Origin of the sequence: Enterobacter cloacae complex sp. SHL021 (assembly GCF_049237765.1) — a bacterium.
Classification (GTDB): domain Bacteria; phylum Pseudomonadota; class Gammaproteobacteria; order Enterobacterales; family Enterobacteriaceae; genus Enterobacter; species Enterobacter cloacae.
This window is the reverse complement of the sequence record NZ_JBMKJG010000007.1, coordinates 134,814-155,534: the sequence shown is the minus strand read 5'-3', so window position 1 is coordinate 155,534 and position 20,721 is coordinate 134,814. Positions and strand designations below refer to the sequence as shown.

18 protein-coding genes and 1 pseudogene are annotated in these 20,721 nt (G+C 55.5%); 14 read left to right on the top strand and 5 right to left on the bottom strand.

Annotated elements, in window-relative coordinates; translation table 11 throughout:
- Positions 1–5: 5 nt before the first annotated feature.
- The 3 genes from ACOTZF_RS09245 (at position 6) to ACOTZF_RS09235 (ending at position 2,770) form a co-directional block, all read left to right on the top strand.
- Positions 6–1,433 (top strand): glycoside hydrolase family 1 protein, encoded by a 1,428-nt coding sequence (locus ACOTZF_RS09245; RefSeq protein ID WP_129318052.1) that lies wholly within the window; start codon positions 6–8, stop codon positions 1,431–1,433.
- A 90-nt stretch (positions 1,434–1,523) separates the two neighbouring features.
- A complete protein-coding gene (locus ACOTZF_RS09240; protein WP_013098561.1) occupies positions 1,524–2,297 on the top strand; it encodes a GntR family transcriptional regulator in 774 nt (257 codons plus the stop codon).
- Positions 2,294–2,770 (top strand): GNAT family N-acetyltransferase, encoded by a 477-nt coding sequence (locus tag ACOTZF_RS09235; protein WP_038983862.1) that lies wholly within the window; start codon positions 2,294–2,296, stop codon positions 2,768–2,770. The genes ACOTZF_RS09240 and ACOTZF_RS09235 overlap by 4 nt, the downstream gene beginning before the upstream one ends.
- Here ACOTZF_RS09235 and galR read toward each other — a convergent pair.
- A complete protein-coding gene (gene galR / locus ACOTZF_RS09230) occupies positions 2,731–3,747 on the bottom strand; it encodes an HTH-type transcriptional regulator GalR (RefSeq protein WP_013098559.1) in 1,017 nt (338 codons plus the stop codon). The two genes, ACOTZF_RS09235 and galR, sit on opposite strands and share 40 nt — an antisense overlap.
- A 422-nt stretch (positions 3,748–4,169) precedes the next feature.
- Here galR and aas point away from each other — a divergent pair, with 422 nt between their 5' ends.
- On the top strand, positions 4,170–6,329 hold the full coding sequence (gene aas / locus ACOTZF_RS09225) for a bifunctional acyl-ACP--phospholipid O-acyltransferase/long-chain-fatty-acid--ACP ligase (RefSeq protein ID WP_038420521.1): 2,160 nt from the start codon (positions 4,170–4,172) through the stop codon (positions 6,327–6,329).
- Positions 6,322–7,515 carry a lysophospholipid transporter LplT gene (gene lplT, locus ACOTZF_RS09220; protein ID WP_023620430.1) on the top strand — a complete coding sequence of 398 codons (1,194 nt, stop codon included), beginning with the start codon at positions 6,322–6,324 and terminating at the stop codon, positions 7,513–7,515. The genes aas and lplT overlap by 8 nt, the downstream gene beginning before the upstream one ends.
- A gap of 90 nt (positions 7,516–7,605) precedes the next feature.
- Here the strand turns inward: lplT and ACOTZF_RS09215 are convergent, their stop codons facing one another.
- The 4 genes and pseudogenes from ACOTZF_RS09215 to ACOTZF_RS09200 form a co-directional block, all read right to left on the bottom strand.
- Positions 7,606–8,646, bottom strand: coding sequence for an NADP(H)-dependent aldo-keto reductase (locus ACOTZF_RS09215; protein WP_013098556.1), 1,041 nt, complete (start codon positions 8,644–8,646; stop codon positions 7,606–7,608).
- A 132-nt stretch (positions 8,647–8,778) separates the two neighbouring features.
- Positions 8,779–8,997, bottom strand: coding sequence for a YgdI/YgdR family lipoprotein (locus ACOTZF_RS09210; RefSeq protein WP_013098555.1), 219 nt, complete (start codon positions 8,995–8,997; stop codon positions 8,779–8,781).
- A 128-nt stretch (positions 8,998–9,125) separates the two neighbouring features.
- The gene (gene mutH, locus ACOTZF_RS09205) at positions 9,126–9,818 is read right to left on the bottom strand and encodes a DNA mismatch repair endonuclease MutH (RefSeq protein ID WP_129318051.1); all 693 of its coding nucleotides are present in this window, start codon (positions 9,816–9,818) and stop codon (positions 9,126–9,128) included.
- Positions 9,819–9,972: 154 nt separating this feature from the next.
- Positions 9,973–10,059 (bottom strand): annotated as a pseudogene (locus ACOTZF_RS09200) (hypothetical protein); the annotation flags it as partial.
- Between the two features lie 442 nt (positions 10,060–10,501).
- Here ACOTZF_RS09200 and rppH point away from each other — a divergent pair.
- The 9 genes from rppH to recC all read left to right on the top strand — a co-directional run bounded on the left by rppH (position 10,502) and on the right by recC (position 20,611).
- Entirely contained in the window at positions 10,502–11,032 is a 531-nt protein-coding gene (gene rppH / locus ACOTZF_RS09195) for an RNA pyrophosphohydrolase (protein ID WP_013098553.1), read from the top strand.
- A gap of 12 nt (positions 11,033–11,044) precedes the next feature.
- Positions 11,045–13,291 (top strand): phosphoenolpyruvate--protein phosphotransferase, encoded by a 2,247-nt coding sequence (gene ptsP / locus ACOTZF_RS09190; protein ID WP_020689338.1) that lies wholly within the window; start codon positions 11,045–11,047, stop codon positions 13,289–13,291.
- Positions 13,292–13,638: 347 nt separating this feature from the next.
- Positions 13,639–14,514, top strand: a complete 876-nt coding sequence (gene lgt, locus ACOTZF_RS09185; RefSeq protein WP_013098551.1) for a prolipoprotein diacylglyceryl transferase — start codon at positions 13,639–13,641, stop codon at positions 14,512–14,514.
- Between the two features lie 6 nt (positions 14,515–14,520).
- Positions 14,521–15,315 (top strand): thymidylate synthase, encoded by a 795-nt coding sequence (thyA, locus tag ACOTZF_RS09180; RefSeq protein WP_013098550.1) that lies wholly within the window; start codon positions 14,521–14,523, stop codon positions 15,313–15,315.
- A gap of 184 nt (positions 15,316–15,499) precedes the next feature.
- Positions 15,500–15,964, top strand: coding sequence for a prepilin peptidase-dependent protein (locus tag ACOTZF_RS09175; protein WP_023620429.1), 465 nt, complete (start codon positions 15,500–15,502; stop codon positions 15,962–15,964).
- A complete protein-coding gene (locus ACOTZF_RS09170; RefSeq protein ID WP_129253290.1) occupies positions 15,955–16,518 on the top strand; it encodes a prepilin peptidase-dependent protein in 564 nt (187 codons plus the stop codon). The genes ACOTZF_RS09175 and ACOTZF_RS09170 overlap by 10 nt, the downstream gene beginning before the upstream one ends.
- Positions 16,515–16,916, top strand: coding sequence for a DUF2509 family protein (locus tag ACOTZF_RS09165; RefSeq protein ID WP_129253291.1), 402 nt, complete (start codon positions 16,515–16,517; stop codon positions 16,914–16,916). The genes ACOTZF_RS09170 and ACOTZF_RS09165 overlap by 4 nt, the downstream gene beginning before the upstream one ends.
- Complete coding sequence (locus tag ACOTZF_RS09160; RefSeq protein WP_013098547.1) at positions 16,901–17,224, top strand: prepilin-type N-terminal cleavage/methylation domain-containing protein; 324 nt, start codon at positions 16,901–16,903, stop codon at positions 17,222–17,224. The genes ACOTZF_RS09165 and ACOTZF_RS09160 overlap by 16 nt, the downstream gene beginning before the upstream one ends.
- 12 nt (positions 17,225–17,236) lie before the next feature.
- Positions 17,237–20,611: an exodeoxyribonuclease V subunit gamma gene (gene recC / locus ACOTZF_RS09155; RefSeq protein WP_038983848.1), complete on the top strand. Its 3,375-nt coding sequence runs from the start codon at positions 17,237–17,239 to the stop codon at positions 20,609–20,611.
- Positions 20,612–20,721: the final 110 nt, after the last annotated feature.

Below are 20,721 nucleotides of genomic sequence, written 5' to 3'. Positions count from 1 at the left end.
ATGCGATGAGCACAAAACAGATAGCCATACCGCAGGATTTTATTCTCGGCGCGGCCGCATCGGCCTGGCAGACCGAAGGCTGGAGCGGTAAAAAGCCGGGGCAGGATTCATGGATCGATCTCTGGTACAAGAATGACCGTCACGTCTGGCACAACGGCTATGGCCCGGCGGTGGCGACCGATTTTATCAACCGTTTTCGCGAGGATGTGGCCCTGATGAAGCTGGCGGGGCTGACGCACTACCGCACCTCGATCAACTGGTCACGCTTTTTAACCGACTACGAAAACGCGACGGTGGATGAAGAGTACGCTGCCTACTACGACGCGCTGTTCGATGAGATGCACCGTCAGGGCATTGAGCCGATGATCTGCCTCGAACATTACGAACTGCCGGGCGTGCTGCTGGATACCTACGGCGGCTGGGCGTCAAAGCATGTGGTTGAGCTGTTTGTCCGCTATGCGGAAAAGGTCTTTGCACGCTACCACGGTAAAGTGACCCGCTGGTTTACCTTCAACGAGCCGATTGTCGTCCAGACCCGCGTCTATCTGGACGCGCTGCGTTGGCCGTATGAGCAGAACACCGGCACGTGGATGCAGTGGAATCACCATAAGGTGCTGGCGACGGCAAAGGTAGTGAAGCTATTTCGCGAGAAAGGCTATCGCGGTTCTGTGGGCTGTATTCTCAACCCGGAGGTGACCTATCCCCGTTCCCGCGCACCGCATGACCTGCGGGCCGCTGAGATGTACGATCTGTTCTACAACCGCGTCTTCCTCGACCCGCTGGTCCACGGGCGCTATCCCGCAGAGCTTTTTACCCTGCTGGAGCAGCATCAGGTTGAGTGGGAGTACACCGCGGACGAACTGGCGCTGATTGCGGATAACACCGTCGACGAACTGGGGATTAACCTCTACTACCCGCACCGTGTGAAGGCACCTTCCCGCGCCTGGCATCCGGACACGCCATTCCACCCGGCATACTACTACGAGCCGTTTGAACTGCCGGGGCGGCGCATGAACCACTCCCGCGGCTGGGAGATCTACCCGCGCATTATTTACGACATGGCGATGCGGATTAAAAAAGACTATCGCAATATCGACTGGTTCGTGGCGGAAAGCGGAATGGGAGTGGAAAACGAAGCGCAATTTCGCAATCGCGATGGGATTATCGACGACACTTACCGCATCGATTTCATCAGCGAACACCTCTACTACACGCTGCTGGCGCGGGAGGAGGGGGCGAACTGCCATGGCTATATGCTGTGGGCATTTACCGACAACGTCTCGCCGATGAACGAGTTTAAAAACCGCTACGGGTTGATTGAGATCGATCTGGATAACCAGCGTGCCAGACGTGCAAAAAAATCAGCCTCCTGGTTCCGGCAGCTACGCGATACGCGGAGGCTCACGCTTCAGGTTGATGATGAATGGAAGTAGGCGAAAAGCATGCCGGTTCTGGTAAAATAGCGCACAAACTGGCCGGGAGGACGCCCGGTCTGCGCATTAATTGAAAAAACAGGTGAAAACGTGGATAAGGCTGTCATCCTGCCGGAAAAGAAACAGTACCAGGAAATTGGCGAGGATTTACGGGCGCAGATTATCCAGGGGCACTATCCCGTTGGTTCGCGCCTTCCTCCTGAGCGCAATATTGCCGAGAAGTACGGCGTAAGCCGCACCATCGTGCGTGAGGCCTTACTGATGCTGGAGTTGCAGGGCACGGTGGATATACGCCAGGGCTCCGGTGTTTATGTGATGCGCATCCCCGAAGAGCATGAAAACGAAGAAGAGCGTTTTCTCAATAGCGACGTGGGGCCGTTTGAGATTTTACAGGCCCGTCAGCTCCTCGAAAGCAATATTGCCGCGTTTGCCGCCAAAATGGCGACCCGTGCAGACATCGACAATCTGCGCCGTATTATCGAGCAGGAGCAACGCGCGATTGCCGCCGACGATAATAGTCAGGACAACAATAAGATGTTCCATCTGGTCCTGGCGGGCGCGACGCAAAATCAGATGCTGCTGGCGACGGTGGAGAGTATCTGGCATCACATGGACAGCAGTCCGCTGTGGCAGCAGTTTAATGGCCACATCGCCAGCCGCGCGTACCGCCTGAAATGGCTGGGTGACCGGCAAACCATCCTGGCCGCGCTGCGCCGCCGTGACGTCATGGGCGCCTGGCAGGCAATGTTCCAGCATCTGGAAAACGTGAAAAAGAGCTTACTTGAACTCTCAGACGAAGACGCGCCGGACTTTGACGGCTATCTCTTTGAATCTGTGCCTATTTTCCAGGGGAAGCTGGTATGACTATTCTGCCGCTCTACGCCGCACCGCAGTATGCGGAGCAGGTGACCGACTGGATCTGGCAGGCCTTTGGCGACGGCCTGCCCCGGGCGTTTTTCCACAGTATTGTTGAGCACAGCCAGACGCCGGGCGCATTACCGCTGACCTTTATTGCCCTGGAGAACGAACAGCTTGTAGGCACCGTGGGGCTCTGGCGCTGCGATCTGATCACCCGACAGGATCTTTGCCCCTGGCTGGCAGCCCTGTATGTGGATGATGCGGCGCGAGGCAAGGGGCTGGCGGGGCTGCTGCAAAAGCATGTTATCCACTATGCCGCACAGGCCGGGTATGACACGTTGCATCTCTGGTCTGCCTGCCGTGACTTCTACGAACATTACGGCTGGCAGTATATCGGCGATGCGCTGGAGTACCCGGACAAAACGGTACATCTCTATCGCTATTCGTCCGGGGCTTCGGCGGGTGCCCCAACAGAGTGACGGCGCACTAACGTTGGACTAAACAGGTGGGTGATTTCCGGTGGCTGACGCTGCTCGGCGAGTGCTAACGCCAGCTCGGCCGCCTGCGTGGCCATGGTGATAATGGGGTAGCGGACGGTGGTCAGGCGAGGGCGCACGTAGCGGGAGACCAGCACATCATCGAAGCCAATAAGGGAAATTTCTCCCGGCACCTCAATCCCGTTGTCATTTAACACCCCCATAGCTCCGGCTGCCATCGAGTCGTTATAGCTGGCGACTGCGGTGAAGTTCCTTCCACGTCCTAACAGCTCTGTCATTGCCTGCTCGCCGCCGCTCTCGTCGGGTTCACCGTAAGCCACCAGCCGGTCATTGCACGGCAGACCGTTTTCGCGCAGGGCATCGTAATACCCCTGCAGGCGATCTTCGGCATCGGAAATGGGGTGGTTTGAGCAGAGATAACCAATGCGGGTGTGACCCTGTTGAATCAGATGGCGGGTGGCAAGCCAGGCACCGTAGCGGTCGTCGAGCGCCACGCAGCGTTTCTCAAACCCGGGAATAATCCGGTTGATGATCACCATGCCGGGGATCTGCTTCATCAGATGAATGAGTTCGGCGTCGGGGATCATTTTGGCATGGACAACCAGCGCCGCGCAGCGGTGGCGGATCAGTTGCTCGATAGCCTGGCGTTCTTTTTGTTCATTGTGATAGCCATTGCCGATCAGCAAAAAATTCCCGGTCTGATAAGAAACCTGCTCAACCGCTTTCACCATGGCGCCGAAAAAGGGGTCAGAGACATCACCCACAACCAGCCCGATGGTTTCGGTTGACTGTTGAGCGAGCGCACGGGCGTTAGCATTAGGATGGTAGTTCAAAGATTCCATGGCGTTTTGCACCGCCTGGCGTGATGCGTCACTGGCTTTTGGGGAGTCGTTGATCACGCGCGACACGGTCGCGACGGAAACACCTGCCAGACGGGCCACATCCTTTATTGTCGCCATTCATTACCTTCTTAGTGGGGGTAAGCGTTTACACGCCAATAAGTGTTGCGGAAAAGCGCCGTGCATTCAAGGGGGGCGCACTTTCCCTCTCCACAAACGTGACGCAGCACAACCCCGGCGGTGTAATCGTTACACGGCCAGACATGTCGGAATAATGTCAATCTGAACCTTTAGTTACACTTTGCCTCAGGCTGTTGCGATTGTCCGATAGCGGGAAAGAAGACGACATTGATAAAGTTGAGATCCCAGAGGTATTGATTGGTGAGATTTCTTAGTACGGTTTCGTACTCATCTCTTGCACCAACCTGCGCGGATGCGCAGGTTTTTTTTCGCCTCTATTTTTGCTGTCGCTCCTGTACCACTTCTCGTGTAATCTGCCACCATTTACTAACCCTTCACACTGGCTGGCAAAGGGAGTTGAGATGCTTTTTGGGTTCTTTCGCACACTGTTCCGTATCCTCTTTCGCGTCCGTTTAACGGGCGATGCAACGGCGCTCCGCGGCGAGCGTGTACTTATCACACCAAACCATGTTTCCTTTATCGACGGCATCCTGCTGGCGCTGTTTCTGCCTGTGCGCCCGGTGTTTGCGGTCTATACCTCTATTAGTCAGCAGTGGTACATGCGCTGGCTCACCCCGCTGATTGATTTTGTGCCGCTCGACCCGACAAAACCGATGATGATTAAACATCTGGTACGTCTGGTTGAGCAGGGACGTCCGGTGGTGATTTTCCCGGAAGGGCGGATCTCGGTCACCGGCTCGCTGATGAAAATCTACGACGGGGCAGGGTTTGTGGCGGCGAAGTCAAAAGCGACCGTTGTGCCACTTCGTATTGAAGGGGCGGAGCTCACCCATTTCAGCCGTCTGAAAGGGTTAGTGAAGCAGCGCCTGTTCCCGAAAATTACCCTGCATATTCTGCCGCCAACCTCATTACCGATGCCCGACGCGCCGCGTGCGCGCGACCGCCGTAAAATCGCCGGTGAAATGCTGCACCAGATCATGATGGAAGCGCGGATGGCCGTCCGCCCGCGCGAAACGCTCTATGAATCTCTGCTGTCGGCGCAGTACCGCTATGGCGCGAAGAAAAACTGCATTGAAGACATTAACTTCACCCCGGACACCTATCGCAAGCTGCTGACCAAAACCCTGTTCGTGGGACGTATCCTTGAGAAATACAGCCAGAAAGGCGAGAAGATTGGCCTGATGCTGCCTAACGCCGGGATCAGCGCGGCGGTGATTTTTGGTGCGGTTTCCCGGGGCCGTATCCCGGCGATGATGAACTACACGGCGGGCGTAAAAGGGCTGACCAGCGCCATCACCGCGGCTCAAATCAATACCGTTTTCACCTCGCGCCAGTTCCTCGACAAAGGCAAGCTGTGGCACCTGCCGGAGCAGCTGACGCAGGTACGCTGGGTCTTCCTGGAAGATCTGAAAGCGGACGTGACGACGGGTGACAAGCTGTGGATTTTCGCTCACCTGCTGATGCCGCGTCTGGCCCAGGTCAAACAGCAGCCGGAAGATGACGCCATTATCCTCTTTACTTCTGGCTCAGAGGGAAACCCGAAAGGGGTGGTTCACAGTCACAAGAGCATTCTGGCAAACGTGGAGCAGATTAAAAGTATTGCTGACTTTACCGCCAATGACCGGTTCATGTCGGCGCTGCCGCTGTTCCACTCCTTTGGCCTGACGGTGGGGCTTTTTACCCCGCTGTTGACCGGTGCCGAAGTGTTCCTTTACCCAAGCCCGCTCCATTATCGCATTGTGCCGGAGCTGGTGTATGACCGTAACTGCACCGTGCTGTTTGGCACCTCAACCTTCCTCGGTAATTACGCGCGCTTTGCCAATCCGTATGACTTTTACCGCGTGCGCTATGTGGTGGCCGGGGCGGAAAAACTGCAGGAGAGCACGCGCCAGATTTGGCAGGACAAGTTTGGTCTGCGCATTCTTGAAGGCTATGGCGTTACCGAATGCGCGCCGGTGGTCTCGATCAACGTGCCGATGGCGGCGAAGCCGGGGACGGTGGGCCGTATTCTGCCGGGAATGGATGCGCGTCTGCTGGCGGTACCTGGCATTGAGGACGGTGGCCGTCTGCAACTCAAGGGGCCAAACGTGATGAACGGTTATCTGCGCGTGGAAAATCCGGGCGTGCTGGAAGTGCCGACGGCGGAAAACGTCAATGGCGAGAGTGAGACGGGCTGGTATGACACCGGAGATATTGTCCGTTTCGATGAACAGGGCTTCGTGCAGATCCAGGGCCGGGCAAAACGCTTCGCCAAAATTGCGGGTGAGATGGTCTCGCTGGAGATGGTTGAGCAACTGGCGACAGCGGTATCCGCTGACAAGCTGCATGCTACGGTTGTGAAGAGCGATGCCAGCAAAGGCGAAGCACTGGTGTTGTTCACCACCGACAGCGAACTGAAACGCGACCGGTTGCTACAGCATGCGCGTGAACATGGCATTCCTGAGCTGGCGGTACCGCGCGATATTCGTTACCTGAAGCAGCTTCCGGTGCTGGGCAGCGGGAAGCCTGATTTCGTGACCCTGAAGGGTATGGTTGACGAGGCGGAACAGCAAAATGCGTGAGTCAGTACACACTAACACTTCACTCTGGTCGAAGGGCATGATGGCGGTCATTGCCGCCCAGTTTCTCTCTGCCTTTGGTGACAATGCGTTACTGTTTGCCACCCTGGCATTGCTGAAGGCCGAGTTTTATCCAGACTGGAGCCAGCCCATCCTGCAGATGGTGTTTGTGGGTGCTTACATTATTTTCGCTCCGTTTGTCGGACAGGTGGCGGACAGCTTCCCGAAAGGCCGGGTGATGATGTTTGCGAACGGCCTGAAACTGCTGGGCGCCGCCAGTATTTGTTTTGGTATTAACCCGTTTATCGGCTACACGCTGGTGGGCATTGGCGCAGCGGCGTACTCCCCGGCGAAGTATGGCATCCTGGGGGAACTCACGACCGGCGATAAGCTGGTGAAAGCCAACGGGCTGATGGAGTCCTCTACCATTGCGGCGATCCTGCTCGGCTCTGTCGCAGGGGGCGTACTGGCTGACTGGCATGTGCTGGCGGCGCTGAGCGTGTGTGCAGTAGTTTATGGCGGGGCGGTGGTAGCCAACCTGTTTATTCCAAAATTGCCGGTGGCTCGCCCGGGGCAATCCTGGCGCTTTACGCCTATGACAGGCAGTTTCTTCAACGCCTGCCGCGTGCTATGGCGTAACGGTGAAACGCGCTTCTCCCTGATGGGCACCAGCATGTTCTGGGGCGCAGGCGTCACGCTGCGTTTTCTGCTGGTGCTGTGGGTGCCGGTGGCGCTGGGGATTACTGACAATGCGACACCGACTTATCTTAACGCAATGGTGGCGATTGGGATTGTCGTTGGGGCTGGCGCGGCGGCGAAGCTGGTGACGCTTGAGACCGTTGCACGCTGCATGCCTGCGGGGATCCTGATTGGCGTGGTGGTGCTTATCTTCTCGCTGCAGCACGCCTTGCTACCCGCCTACGCGCTGCTTGTCCTGATTGGTATTCTGGGGGGCTTTTTCGTTGTGCCGCTCAATGCGCTGTTGCAGGAACGCGGCAAGCAGACCGTCGGCGCAGGGAATGCCATTGCAGTGCAAAATCTCGGTGAAAACCTGGCGATGCTGTTAATGCTGGGGCTCTATTCGCTGGCCGTTAAAGTCGGTGTGCCGGTGGTGGGGATTGGCGTAGGATTCGGTGCGCTGTTTGCGCTGGCGATTACCGGATTATGGCTCTGGCAGCGTCGCCGTTGATAAGAGCGGCCTGACGCCCTCACCACGGCCTTCTCCTACGGGAGAGGGCGCAAACATTAAAAACGGCAACCAGGTTGCCGTTTGCTTTTATCACGGTGCCGGGTAGGTGTATACCTGATGCACCGCTTCAATCTCTGCTAATACCTCTTCGCTCAGATTCAGATGGAAACTCTCGATGTTCGTTTTCAGCTGTTCCATGGTCGTTGCGCCCAGCAGAGTGCTGGCAACAAACGGCTGACGACGCACGAAGGCCAGGGCCATCTGAGCTGGATCAAGACCGTGACGTTTCGCGATATCCACATAGGCCGCCACGGCTTTTTGTGTCTGCTCACCGCTGTAGCGGGTAAAGCGGCTGAACAAGGTGTTACGCGCTCCGGCAGGTTTCGCGCCGTTCAGGTATTTCCCTGTCAACGTACCAAAGCCCAGACATGAATAGGCGAGCAATTCCACCTCTTCGTATTGCGTCACTTCGGCCAGACCCACTTCATAGCTGCGGTTGAGCAGGCTGTATGGGTTCTGGATGGTGACGATGCGGGGCAGGTCATGTTTGTCCGCCAGGTGCAGATAGCGCATCACGCCAAAGGCCGTTTCGTTAGAGACACCGATGTAGCGGATTTTTCCCGCTCGCTGGCATTCGGCCAGGGCTTCCAGCGTTTCCAGTAGCGTAACGGCCGGGGCGCTCTCATTCCAGCTATAGCCCAGCTTTCCAAAGCAGTTGGTGGGGCGCTGCGGCCAGTGAACCTGATAGAGATCGAGATAGTCGGTTTGCAGGCGCTTCAGGCTGGCATCCAGCGCGGCGCGGATATTTTTGCGATCGAGGATCTGGTTTGGACGGATCCCGGCATCGTTGTTGCGTGCGGGGCCGCTGACTTTTGACGCAACAACCAGCTTTTCGCGATTCCCGCGTTTGGCGAGCCAGTTGCCGACGTAGGTTTCGGTAAGCCCCTGCGTTTCCGGACGAGGCGGTACAGGGTACATCTCAGCAACATCAATCAGGTTAATGCCCTGGCTGACGGCATAATCGAGTTGTGCATGGGCATCGGCTTCGCTGTTTTGTTCACCAAATGTCATCGTGCCCAACCCCAGTTGGCTTATTTCCAGAGCGCTGTGGGGGATACGGTGATAATGCATAGCCGGCTTCCTTCATTAGAAATACAGACCACGTCAGGAACCTCCCGACAAAGGAATATAAACATGGCAGAGGGGAAGCAAAAGGGGAAGAAAAAAATCAAAAAGGCCAGCAAGCCACTGACCTTTATCTGTTTATCGCTCGATAATCTGCGAAACTTCGTCGCGATTGATCTGCATTTTATTACCCTGCTGGTCATGGTAGCTGACCAGGCCAGTATCATCGTCGACTTCAGGTTTACCGTCGGTCAGGATCATCCGGCCATCTTTCGTCGCCATAACGTAATCGCTGCTACAGCCCGATACCGCAAACGCTAAACCCACTGCTGAAATCAACACTGCCCATTTTTTCATCGTTATCGTCCTCACCTGGCTCGTATCAAATCATAGTGTAGTATTAACCTGATATATCGAAAGGAGAAAGGGGGAAAATCTTAAATCCCCGTCGATTATGTTTGATAGTTCGCAAAATGAGTAAAAAACTATGTTTTCAGTAAGAAATGGCGAGCCAGCAGCGCACCTGTGAAGTTCTTTTTGAGATAAAAGCCGCGCGGCAACGTTAGTATCGGTTCGCCCTTGGCGCCAATAGCCTCGGTGAGGGCTTTGCTGTTGGCCGCTTTCGGACGCAGCTGTAAAACTTCTCCGTGTCGGGCCGTGATGCGCTCTACCTGTCCAAGGACGATCATATCCATCAGCTCTTCCCAGTCCAGCCTTAGCTGCCGCTCTTCATCTTCATCGGGACTCCAGAGCAGCGGCGCGCCTACCCGGCGTTCAGCCAGCGGGATCTGGCGTTCACCCTCAACCGGAACCCAGAGCACACGCTTGAGTTTATGGCGAACATGGCTGGTTTCCCACGTCACGCCGGTATTCCCGGTTAACGGCGCCACGCAGACAAAGCTGGTTTCAAGGGGCTTTCCCAGACGGTCTATGGGAATGGTTTTTAGCTCAACGCCCAGAGCCGCAAAATCCTGCTCGGGTTTACTCCCCGCACTTGCCCCCAGCCACAGTTCAAGCAACATGCCGATCCAGCCCTTATCCCGTTTCAGATCCTTTGGGATCGGCAACCCTGCCATCGCTGCGAGTTCGCCAAGCGAAAAGCCCGCCAGACGTTGCGCCTGCCCAAGCAACTGGGCTTCGCTTGTTGGCGGAGAAAGCATGGGTGAAAGCGCAAGCATGACGGCAACCTTTTGATTAAAAAATAAACTAAGAAACTATCCCCTGTGGATAGAGTTTAACTTTTTCTGTACGAATATGCCATGTGCATGATTTTTAGGTTTTTTTAGTCATGCCAGACCGTTCTTTATGAAACGAAAAACGGGTTGTTCAATTCTGGTCACTGACAATAAACAGGATCTTACACCATGTTATCCACAGAAAAGTGGGATAACTGGGAATAACCCTGACTACTGTTTCAATTTACAGCCTTGACGTGCGACGAAAATCGAATTTTCACACAAATTGTGCCTAACTTATTGGCACAATCTGTGGATAAAACCGACGCTGTTCGATCTTTCATCAGCATAACGATCATAGGTGTGATGATCGTCACGTAATTCCTTCCTGGGGCGCTAAAAACAGAGCTAATTAAATGAATATTATAGGAATGTTTTCAGCGGGTGACACGGTGTAGCGAAGGGCTCTTCAGGTTGTTCATCGGTAATTCCACACTTCTTCACAACTATATCCACAGAAAAGGTGAATAAAATTGCCCTTGTTGCCGCTTATCTGTTTATAACTCTGCGCATATTTGTGAGTTATTCAAATGTTATTAGGTTGCAGGCCTGTAAGAGAGTGGTTTACCGCCTCCCTGTAGTGTGAAACAATCATTCATATATCAGATTTAGTTTGGGGTAGTCCGGTGATTGATGACGATGGCTACCGCCCGAACGTAGGAATAGTAATTTGTAATCGTCAGGGCCAGGTGATGTGGGCCCGGCGATATGGTCAGCACTCCTGGCAGTTTCCGCAAGGCGGGATCAACCCAGGGGAGTCCCCAGAACAAGCGATGTACCGGGAGCTGTTTGAAGAGGTCGGTTTAAGCCGAAAAGATGTTCGCATCCTGGCTTCGACCCGCAACTGGTTGCGTTACAAGTTACCGAAACGTTTGGTGCGTTGGGACACAAAGCCGGTTTGTATCGGCCAGAAACAGAAGTGGTTTCTGTTGCAATTGGTGGGCAACGATTCAGATATCAATATGCAAACCAGCAGTACGCCGGAGTTTGATGGCTGGCGCTGGGTGAGTTACTGGTATCCTGTTCGTCAGGTCGTGTCATTTAAACGCGATGTTTACCGTAGGGTGATGAAAGAGTTCGCAAGTGTTGTCATGCAGCTTCAGGAGATCCCGCCTAAGCCGCAGAGCGCACCTGCCTGGCGACGTAAAAGAGGTTAAGCTACGCAAATCATGCTCACCCGCTTGCGAGAAATAGTCGAGAAAGTGGCAAGTGCGCCTCGTCTGAACGAGGCGCTGAATATTCTGGTCACTGACATCTGTCTTGCGATGGAAACTGAAGTCTGTTCGGTGTATCTGGCCGATCATGACCGACGTTGCTACTACCTGATGGCGACCCGTGGTTTAAAAAAACCACGCGGTCGTACCGTTACGCTCGCCTTTGATGAAGGTATCGTAGGCCTGGTGGGGCGACTGGCTGAACCCATCAACCTTGCCGACGCGCAAAAGCACCCCAGCTTTAAATACATTCCCTCCGTAAAAGAAGAGCGTTTCCGCGCCTTCCTGGGCGTACCGATCATCCAGCGTCGTCAACTGCTTGGCGTACTGGTCGTTCAGCAGCGCGAACTGCGTCAGTATGACGAAAGCGAAGAGTCTTTCCTCGTGACGCTAGCCACGCAGATGGCTGCGATCCTCTCTCAGTCTCAGCTTGCCGCCCTGTTTGGGCAGTACCGTCACACACGTATTCGTGCGCTGCCGGCCTCGCCTGGCGTGGCGATTGCTGAAGGCTGGATGGACGCCACCCTGCCGCTGATGGAACAGGTGTACGAAGCCTCAACGCTGGATGAAGCACTTGAGCGCGAGCGCCTCACCGCGGCGCTGGAAGAGGCGGCCAACGAATTTCGGCGTTACAGCAAACGCTTTGCCGCCGGGGCGCAAAAAGAGACGGCGGCCATTTTTGACCTCTATTCGCATTTGCTCTCCGATGCGCGTCTGCGCCGTGAGCTTTTTGCCGAGGTTGATAAAGGTGCCGTAGCGGAATGGGCCGTTAAAAAGGTCATCGAAAAATTTGCAGAGCAATTTGCCGCACTGACAGACGGTTACCTGAAAGAGCGTGCGGGAGATTTACGTACACTCGGTCAGCGTCTGCTGTTCCACCTTGATGACACGATCCAGGGGCCGAATGCCTGGCCAAAACGCTTTGTGCTGGTTGCCGATGAACTGTCCGCGACCACGCTGGCGGAGCTGCCGCAGGACAGGCTGGCAGGTGTGGTGGTGCGCGATGGCGCAGCTAACTCCCATGCGGCTATTATGGTTCGTGCCCTGGGTATCCCCACCGTTATGGGGGCCGATATTCAGCCCTCGGTGCTGCACCGACGCACGCTGGTGGTGGATGGCTATCGCGGTGAGCTCCTGGTCGATCCTGAGCCGGTCCTGCTCCAGGAATACCAGCGCCTTATCAGTGAAGAGAATGAATTAAGCAAGCTGGCGGAAGATGACGTCGACCTGCCTGCACAGCTCAAAAGCGGCGAGCGCATCAAAGTTATGCTCAACGCAGGGTTAAGCCCCGAGCATGAAGAGAAGCTCGGCAGCCGCATTGATGGCATCGGCTTATATCGCACTGAAATCCCGTTCATGCTGCAAAGCGGCTTTCCCTCAGAAGAGGAGCAGGTCGCACAGTATCAGGGCATGTTGCAGATGTTTAACGACAAGCCGGTTACCCTGCGTACCCTGGACGTTGGGGCGGATAAACAGCTGCCGTATATGCCAATCAGTGAAGAAAACCCGTGCCTGGGCTGGCGTGGGATCCGCATTACGCTGGATCAGCCTGAGATCTTCCTGATCCAGGTGCGCGCCATGCTGCGCGCGAATGCGGCGACCGGGAACCTCAGCATCTTACTGCCTATGGTCACCAGCATTGATGAGATCGACGAAGCGCGACGGTTGATCGAACGTGCAGGCCGTGAAGTAGAAGAGATGATCGGTTACGCGATCCCCAAACCGCGGATCGGGGTGATGCTCGAAGTGCCTTCCATGGTCTTCATGCTGCCGCAGCTGGCGAACCGGGTGGATTTTATCTCTGTCGGGACCAACGATCTGACGCAGTATATTCTGGCCGTCGATCGTAACAACACGCGTGTTGCCAGTATTTATGACAGCCTGCATCCGGCTATCATTCGGGCGCTGGCGATGATTGCCCGTGAAGCGGAACAATACGGTATCGATTTGCGGCTGTGTGGCGAAATGGCCGGGGATTCAATGTGCGTTGCGATCCTCATCGGCCTGGGGTATCGCCATCTGTCGATGAACGGCCGCGCTGTCGCACGTGTGAAGTACCTGCTGCGCCATATTGACATCGAGGATGCCCGCGAGCTGGCCGAGCGCAGTCTTGAAGCGCAGCTGGCAACAGAAGTGCGTCATCAGGTCGCCGCGTTTATGGAGCGACGCGGCATGGGCGGCCTGATCCGCGGTGGCCGCTGAAGTTTTTATCTCTCTACCTGTAGGCTGAGGGATCCACAATGATTCATAAACAGAAGCAATAACGCTGCTCTCAGAATGACCACCAGAGCTGTATGTTCCCCCTCACCCCAGCCCTCTCCCAGGAGGAGAGGGAACTGTCCGTGCGTAATTTTTCTGTGGGGATCCCTCTGCCCCGTGGGAGAGGGCAACATCCCATATCATCCTCTATACACATCTTTTACATCTCTGGCGCATCCTCCGCGTTCGCCTTGTGCTATGATTCGCAACTTTGGAGCCTCTGCTGACTGCCGGGGCGCATCTTTACCGCTGTCCACTTTCAGCGGAATAACAACATCTTGTGGTGACAGATGAACAGTGGTTATCTGCATTTTCCGGAATTTGATCCGGTCATTTTCTCAGTAGGACCCGTTTCGCTTCACTGGTACGGTCTGATGTACCTGGTGGGCTTCATTTTTGCTATGTGGCTTGCTGGCCGTCGCGCCAGTCGTCCTGGCAGCGGCTGGACCAAAAACGAAGTCGAAAACCTGCTTTACGCGGGCTTCCTCGGTGTGTTCCTTGGTGGGCGTATTGGCTATGTCCTGTTCTATAACCTCCCGGTATTCCTCAACGATCCGCTCTATCTGTTCCGCGTCTGGGACGGGGGGATGTCCTTCCATGGCGGCCTGATTGGTGTGATTCTGGTGATGGTGATTTTTGCCAAACGCACCAAACGCAACTTCTTCCAGGTATCGGATTTTATCGCGCCATTGATTCCGTTTGGTCTGGGGGCTGGTCGTCTGGGCAACTTCATTAACGGCGAGCTGTGGGGACGTGTCGACCCGAGCGTTTCCTTTACTATGCTGTTCCCGGGCTCGCGCGCAGAAGACCTGGCGCTGCTGCCGTCTCATCCTGAATGGCAATCCATTTTTGATACGTACGGCGTTCTGCCGCGTCACATGTCTCAGCTCTATGAGCTGGCGCTGGAAGGCGTGGTGCTGTTTATCATCCTGAATCTGTTTATCCGCAAACCGCGCCCGATGGGGGCTGTCTCCGGCCTGTTCCTGATTGGCTACGGTGCGTTCCGTATCATCGTTGAGTTCTTCCGCCAGCCGGATGCGCAGTTCACCGGCGAGTGGGTACAGTACATCAGCATGGGGCAAATCCTCTCCATTCCGATGATCGTGGCGGGTGCCATTATGATGATTTGGGCGTATCGTCGTCGTCCACAGCAACAACTTTCCTGAGGAACCATGAAACAGTATCTTGAATTGATGAAAAAAGTGCTCGACGAGGGCACGCCGAAAAATGACCGTACCGGAACCGGCACGCTCTCCATTTTTGGCCACCAGATGCGCTTCAACCTGCAAGAAGGCTTCCCCCTGGTGACGACAAAGCGCTGCCACCTGCGCTCGATCATTCATGAACTGCTCTGGTTCCTGCAAGGCGATACCAACGTTGCCTATCTGCACGAAAACAACGTCTCCATCTGGGATGAATGGGCAGATGAAAACGGCAATCTGGGCCCGGTGTACGGCAAGCAGTGGCGTGCGTGGCCAACGCCTGATGGCCGCCATATTGACCAGATCACCACCGTGATGAACCAGCTGAAAAACGACCCGGACTCGCGCCGTATTATCGTTTCTGCCTGGAACGTGGGTGAGCTGGATAAAATGGCGCTGGCACCGTGCCATGCGTTCTTCCAGTTCTATGTGGCTGATGGCAAGCTCTCCTGCCAGCTTTACCAGCGCTCTTGCGATGTCTTCCTCGGCCTGCCGTTTAACATCGCCAGCTATGCGCTGTTAGTACATATGATGGCCCAGCAGTGCGATCTGGAAGTGGGCGATTTTGTCTGGACCGGTGGGGATACGCACCTGTACAGCAACCACATGGAACAGACGCATCTCCAGCTGACCCGTGAGCCGCGTGCACTGCCGAAGCTGATTATCAAACGTAAACCGGAATCGATCTTCGATTACCGCTTTGACGACTTCGAGATTGAGGGATACGACCCGCATCCGGGCATCAAAGCGCCTGTCGCAATCTGATACAGCAAATCGTTACATAACCGGCGCATTTACGCGCCGGTTTTTTTTCGTCTGTACTCTGTTCCCCGAGGCGTTATCCAGTCGGCGTGCAACGCGCTGCAACGGATAACATTCTCTGGATAACGCCTCGTAAAACCCCGAATCGTGGCTCGTCATGTTCACGGCGTTTCGCCACACTCCCGGCATGAAAAAAGAGCACGGCTTTACGCTTATCGAAACTCTGGTTGCCATTTCGCTGGTTATTATCCTCAGCGCGACAGGGCTCGCCGGCTGGGACAACTGGCAACAGCGGCAGAGGTTGTGGCAGGTCGCCTGTCAGGTCCGCGACTATCTGGTGTTTCTGCGAAACGATGCCAATCGTCACAACCGTGACCACCTGATTACGCTTCAGCAGGACGACAGAGGCGCCTGTTTGATGAGCTCTGCGGTGCAGGGCTGTGAGAACAACAGCCCGTATGTGCTCAGACCGTTGTGGCCTGACGTCGTGCTAAGGGAGGTTACGCCTTCATTAGGATTCTATGGATTAAGGGACACGGCGTGGGCAGGGCGGATACGGGTACAGAGCAGGGCAGGAGAATGGATGATTGTCGTCTCAAACGGAGGGCGTATCAGGATGTGCACTGTTACAGGGGAAAATGCATGCCGATGAACCAGCACGGCTTCTCACTCACAGAGGTGCTGATTGCAATGGCGATCAGCAGCATTCTGCTACTCAGCACGTCGCGTTTTTTACCGGAGCTGCAACGGGCAGTTTTGCTGCAATCCAGGGCGCAAGAGCGTGAAGAAGAGATCTGGCAACGCCTGTTCGCGATTGGCAAGCAGTTACAGCGCGCGGGGTATTGCGCGGGTAATTGTCAGGGGCAGAGCCTGACCATCGGCAGGGAGGGAAGCTGTGTGATTGTCCGGTGGGATGCAAACAGTAACGGCACCTGGGACACCTCAGCATCGGATAACGAAAGTACGGGGTTTCGTCTGGAATCAGGCGCGCTGGAAACCCTGCGTGGCGCGACGGGGTGTGAAGGAAAAGGATGGGAGAAGCTTACCGACCCGGCCCGGCTTATGATCCACACATTTGTGGTACGTAAACATGAGCACCCGGGATTTGCGCCAGCGTTATATCTCGAGTTGACCGCCAGCGGGGTGAATGATAAGCACGCTGCCCCTTACCAGGCTCGCTATGGCGTTACGGGGTTTAACTTGTGAGCCGCCAGCATGGGATTGCCTCACTGACGCTGGTTCTGCTGTTACTGGTGTTAGGCACACTGATCCTGACCGGCCTTAACCAGCAACTCATAACATTTACCATGCTGGTTGGCGACGAGAGCCGCGCCATCCAGCAGCAGGCAGCCACGCAGTCTGCGCTGGAGTGGGGGCGCGTTCAGCGCTGGTCGTTGCAGCCTCATGTACAGTGCAAACAGAGACAAACGCAACGTGTTTGTTTGCGTGTACTGAATGAGTCGCAGGTGTTACTCATCGCTGGAGATGGAGAGCTGTTGCTCTGGCGTGGCGGGGAGATTGTCAACGGGCACATACGCTTTTTACCTCATGGCTGGAGTGATTTTTGCCCTCTAAAGGAGCGTGCGTTATGTCGGTTGCCGTAAAGAATGAAAAGGGGTTCAGCATGGTCGACGTGTTGCTGGCGATGATGCTGCTGGTGGCGATCGTAACGGCACTGTCCGGCTATCACCGGGCGCTGGCTTCCCGCTTTGCCCTGTTTAGCCAGTATCGTCAGCTCTGGCACATCGCCTGGACGCAGTCGCAGATGGATGCTGGTGCGCTGCCAGCAGGCTGGCAGATAAACCGGATGCAGACAACGCAGTCTGGATGTGTCAGCATCACGGTTACACTTATTTCTCCTCTGGGTCGACGCGGTGAGATGACGCGTCTGCATTGCCCGGTTAGCCAGTAGTCGGGAGCGTCTATGTTAAGGGTCTACCACTCAAATCGTCTGGATGTGCTGGAAGCGCTGATGGAATTTATCGTTGAGCGCGAGCGGCTCGACGATCCGTTTGAGCCTGAAATGGTGCTGGTGCAGAGCACCGGTATGGCACAATGGCTGCAGATGTCGCTTTCCCGTAAATTTGGCATCGCGGCGAATATCGATTTTCCGCTTCCCGCGAGCTTTATCTGGGAGATGTTTGTCCGCGTGTTGCCTGACATCCCGGAGCAGAGCGCGTTTAACAAACAGAGCATGAGTTGGAAGCTGATGGCGCTTTTGCCAGATATGCTCACACATGATGAGTTTGCCATGCTGCGCCACTACCTGCATGACGATACCGACAAACGCAAGCTGTTCCAGCTGGCATCACGTACCGCGGATCTCTATGACCAGTATTTAGTGTATCGTCCGGAATGGCTGACTCGCTGGGAGGCGGGTGAGTTAGTGGAAGGTCTGCCGGAGGCGCAGGTCTGGCAGGCGCCGCTGTGGAAAGCGCTGGTGGAGCATACCGAAAAGCTGGGTCAACCCAAGTGGCACCGTGCGAACCTCTACCAACGGTTCATCTCCATACTGGAAAATAGCACTGACCGACCGGCCCGGCTGCCCTCCCGCGTATTTATCTGCGGTATTTCCGCCTTGCCACCCGTCTATCTGGATGCGCTTAAAGCGCTCGGAAAACACACCGACATCCATATTCTGTTTACTAACCCCTGCCGCCATTACTGGGGTGACATTCAGGATGACCGGTGGCTTTCGCGGCTTGTGACGCGCCAGCGGCGACGTCTCTTTGAAGAACGCACGGTGCCCTTGTTTAAAGACAGTGCCTCTGCCGCGCAGCTTTTTGATGAGCAGGGCATTCAGAACCTGCCAAACCCGCTGCTTGCCTCTTGGGGCAAGCTGGGCCGGGACTACATTCATATGCTCTCTGATATCACCTCGTCAGGCGAAGGCGACGTGGATGCGTTTGTTGAAATCACGCCGGACAGCCTGCTGCACAATATCCAGTCCGATATTCTGGATCTGGAAAATCGCGCGGTGATGGGCGTGACGGCCGAAGAATTTGAACGCAGCGACACGAAACGGAGACTGGATCCCGACGATCGCAGTATCACGGTGCATGTTTGCCACAGTGCGCAGCGTGAAGTCGAAGTCCTGCACGATCAGTTGCTCGCCATGCTGCAGGACGATCCTGACCTGACACCGCGTGATATCGTGGTGATGGTGGCAGATATCGACAGCTACAGCCCCTTTATTCAGGCCGTTTTCGGCAGTGCGACGGGAGAGCGCTACCTGCCTTATGCCATCTCTGACCGTCGGGCTCGCCAGTCTCACCCGGCCTTGCAGGCATTCGTTACCCTGCTGTCACTGCCCGACAGCCGCTTCATTTCCGAAGATGTCCTGGCATTGCTCGATGTCCCCGTGCTGGCCGCTCGTTTCAACATTAACGAAGAGGGGTTGCGCTACCTTCGTCAGTGGGTAAACGAGTCTGGCGTACGTTGGGGGATCGATGACGACAACGTACAGGAGTTTGAGCTTCCCCCTACCGGGCAGCACACCTGGCAGTTTGGTCTGACGCGTATGCTGCTGGGGTATGCCATGGAAAGCAGCCAGGGCGAGTGGAACGAGGTCCTGCCTTATGATGAGTCCAGCGGGCTCATCGCGGAGCTTGTCGGGCATTTAGCCTCGCTGCTGATGCAGCTTAACCGCTGGCGACGTGCGCTAATGCAGCCGCGTCCGCTGGAGGAGTGGCTGCCGGTTTGCCGGGAACTGCTCAATGATTTCTTCCTGCCGGACAGTGACACGGAAGCCGCAATGGCGCTGATTGAAACACAGTGGCAGGCGATAGTCGATGAGGGGGTGAACTCCCACTATAACGAAGCGATCCCGCTTTCGCTTCTGCGGGATGAATTGACCCTGCGCCTCGATCAGGAGCGTATCAGCCAGCGCTTCCTTGCCGGGCCGATCAATATCTGCACGCTGATGCCCATGCGTTCCATTCCCTTCAAAGTGGTGTGTCTGCTTGGTATGAATGACGGTGTATATCCGCGAGCCCTGCCGCCGCTGGGCTTTGATCTCATGAGCCCGGCACCGAAGCGGGGCGACCGTAGCCGTCGTGATGATGACCGCTACCTCTTCCTTGAGGCGCTTATTTCCGCGCAGAACAAGCTTTACATCAGTTATATCGGTCGGTCGATTCAGGACAACAGCGAGCGTTTTCCCTCTGTTCTGGTGCAGGAACTGGTGGACTATATCGGACAGAGCCACTACCTGCCGGGGGATGAAGAACGTAACTGCGATGAGAGCGACCAGCGGGTGAAAGCGCATATCACCTGTTGTCACAGCCGTATGCCGTTTGACCCGATGAACTACGTCGCCAGCGAATTGCAGAGCTATGCCCAGGAGTGGCTGCCCGCGGCGAAAAAAGAGGGGAAGGCGCACAGTGATTTCATTCAGGAGCTCGACGCGCGGCCCATTGAAACCCTGACCTTCGAACAACTGCAGCGGTTTTGGGCGCATCCGGTACGCGCCTTCTTCCAGCAGCGGTTGCAGGTAAATTTCCGCTCGGAAGAGAGCGAAATTCCTGACGCAGAACCGTTTACGCTGGAAGGGCTGGAACGTTATCAGTTAAACCTCCAGCTGCTGAATGCGCTGGTGGAGCAGGAAGATGCTGACAAACTGTTCCGCCGCTATCGCGCTGCGGGGCAATTACCGTATGGTGCGTTCGGGGAGATCGTCTGGGAGGCGCAGTGTACAGAGATGAAGGCGCTTGCCGAGCGTGTTATCGAATGCCGACAGCCGGGAACAAGCCTCGAAATCGACCTCAACTGCAACGGTATCCAGCTGACGGGCTGGCTGACGCAGGTTCAACCGGACGGGCTGCTGCGCTGGCGGCCTTCCATGCTGAGCGTTTCGCAGGGTTTGCAACTCTGGCTCGAACATCTTGTCTACAGTGCTGGCGGTAACCAGGGTGAAAGCCGGATGTTTGTACGCAAGGAGGGCGAGTGGCGTTTCCCGCCAATGGAGCCGGAGCAGGCATTACATTACTTGTCCTTGTACATTGAAGGTTACCGTCAGGGGATGAACAAGCCGCTGCTGTTACTGCCTGAAAGTGGCGGGGCGTGGATAAAAGCCTGTTATGACGCGCAGAATGATGCGATGTTAACGGATGACGCTTCACTGCAGAAAGCGCGGAGTAAATTTGTTCAGGCCTGGGAAGGTAACATGATGGTCCGTGGTGAAGGCGATGATGTCTGGTATCAACGGTTATGGCGAACGCTTGAGCCAGAATACTTTGAGACCATCACGGAAGAGGCACAACGTTACCTGTTACCGTTGTTCAAATTTAATCAGTCCTGAGCGCTGTATAAAAATTGCGCAGTAAAGGGTGTTCATTTATGATGCACCTGCTATCACGGACTGATGTACAGAAAGAAAGAGATGCTGGCGTGTCCAGCACGAAGTTTGTT

Coding starts and splice junctions, on each gene's coding strand:
- ACOTZF_RS09245 (WP_129318052.1), top strand. CDS start 6: ATGAGCACAAAACAGATAGCCATACCGCAGGATTTTATTCTCGGCGCG.
- ACOTZF_RS09235 (WP_038983862.1), top strand. CDS start 2,294: ATGACTATTCTGCCGCTCTACGCCGCACCGCAGTATGCGGAGCAGGTG.
- galR (WP_013098559.1), bottom strand. CDS start 3,747: ATGGCGACAATAAAGGATGTGGCCCGTCTGGCAGGTGTTTCCGTCGCG.
- aas (WP_038420521.1), top strand. CDS start 4,170: ATGCTTTTTGGGTTCTTTCGCACACTGTTCCGTATCCTCTTTCGCGTC.
- lplT (WP_023620430.1), top strand. CDS start 6,322: ATGCGTGAGTCAGTACACACTAACACTTCACTCTGGTCGAAGGGCATG.
- ACOTZF_RS09215 (WP_013098556.1), bottom strand. CDS start 8,646: ATGCATTATCACCGTATCCCCCACAGCGCTCTGGAAATAAGCCAACTG.
- ACOTZF_RS09210 (WP_013098555.1), bottom strand. CDS start 8,997: ATGAAAAAATGGGCAGTGTTGATTTCAGCAGTGGGTTTAGCGTTTGCG.
- mutH (WP_129318051.1), bottom strand. CDS start 9,818: ATGCTTGCGCTTTCACCCATGCTTTCTCCGCCAACAAGCGAAGCCCAG.
- ptsP (WP_020689338.1), top strand. CDS start 11,045: ATGCTCACCCGCTTGCGAGAAATAGTCGAGAAAGTGGCAAGTGCGCCT.
- lgt (WP_013098551.1), top strand. CDS start 13,639: ATGAACAGTGGTTATCTGCATTTTCCGGAATTTGATCCGGTCATTTTC.
- thyA (WP_013098550.1), top strand. CDS start 14,521: ATGAAACAGTATCTTGAATTGATGAAAAAAGTGCTCGACGAGGGCACG.
- ACOTZF_RS09175 (WP_023620429.1), top strand. CDS start 15,500: ATGAAAAAAGAGCACGGCTTTACGCTTATCGAAACTCTGGTTGCCATT.
- ACOTZF_RS09170 (WP_129253290.1), top strand. CDS start 15,955: ATGCCGATGAACCAGCACGGCTTCTCACTCACAGAGGTGCTGATTGCA.
- ACOTZF_RS09160 (WP_013098547.1), top strand. CDS start 16,901: ATGTCGGTTGCCGTAAAGAATGAAAAGGGGTTCAGCATGGTCGACGTG.
- recC (WP_038983848.1), top strand. CDS start 17,237: ATGTTAAGGGTCTACCACTCAAATCGTCTGGATGTGCTGGAAGCGCTG.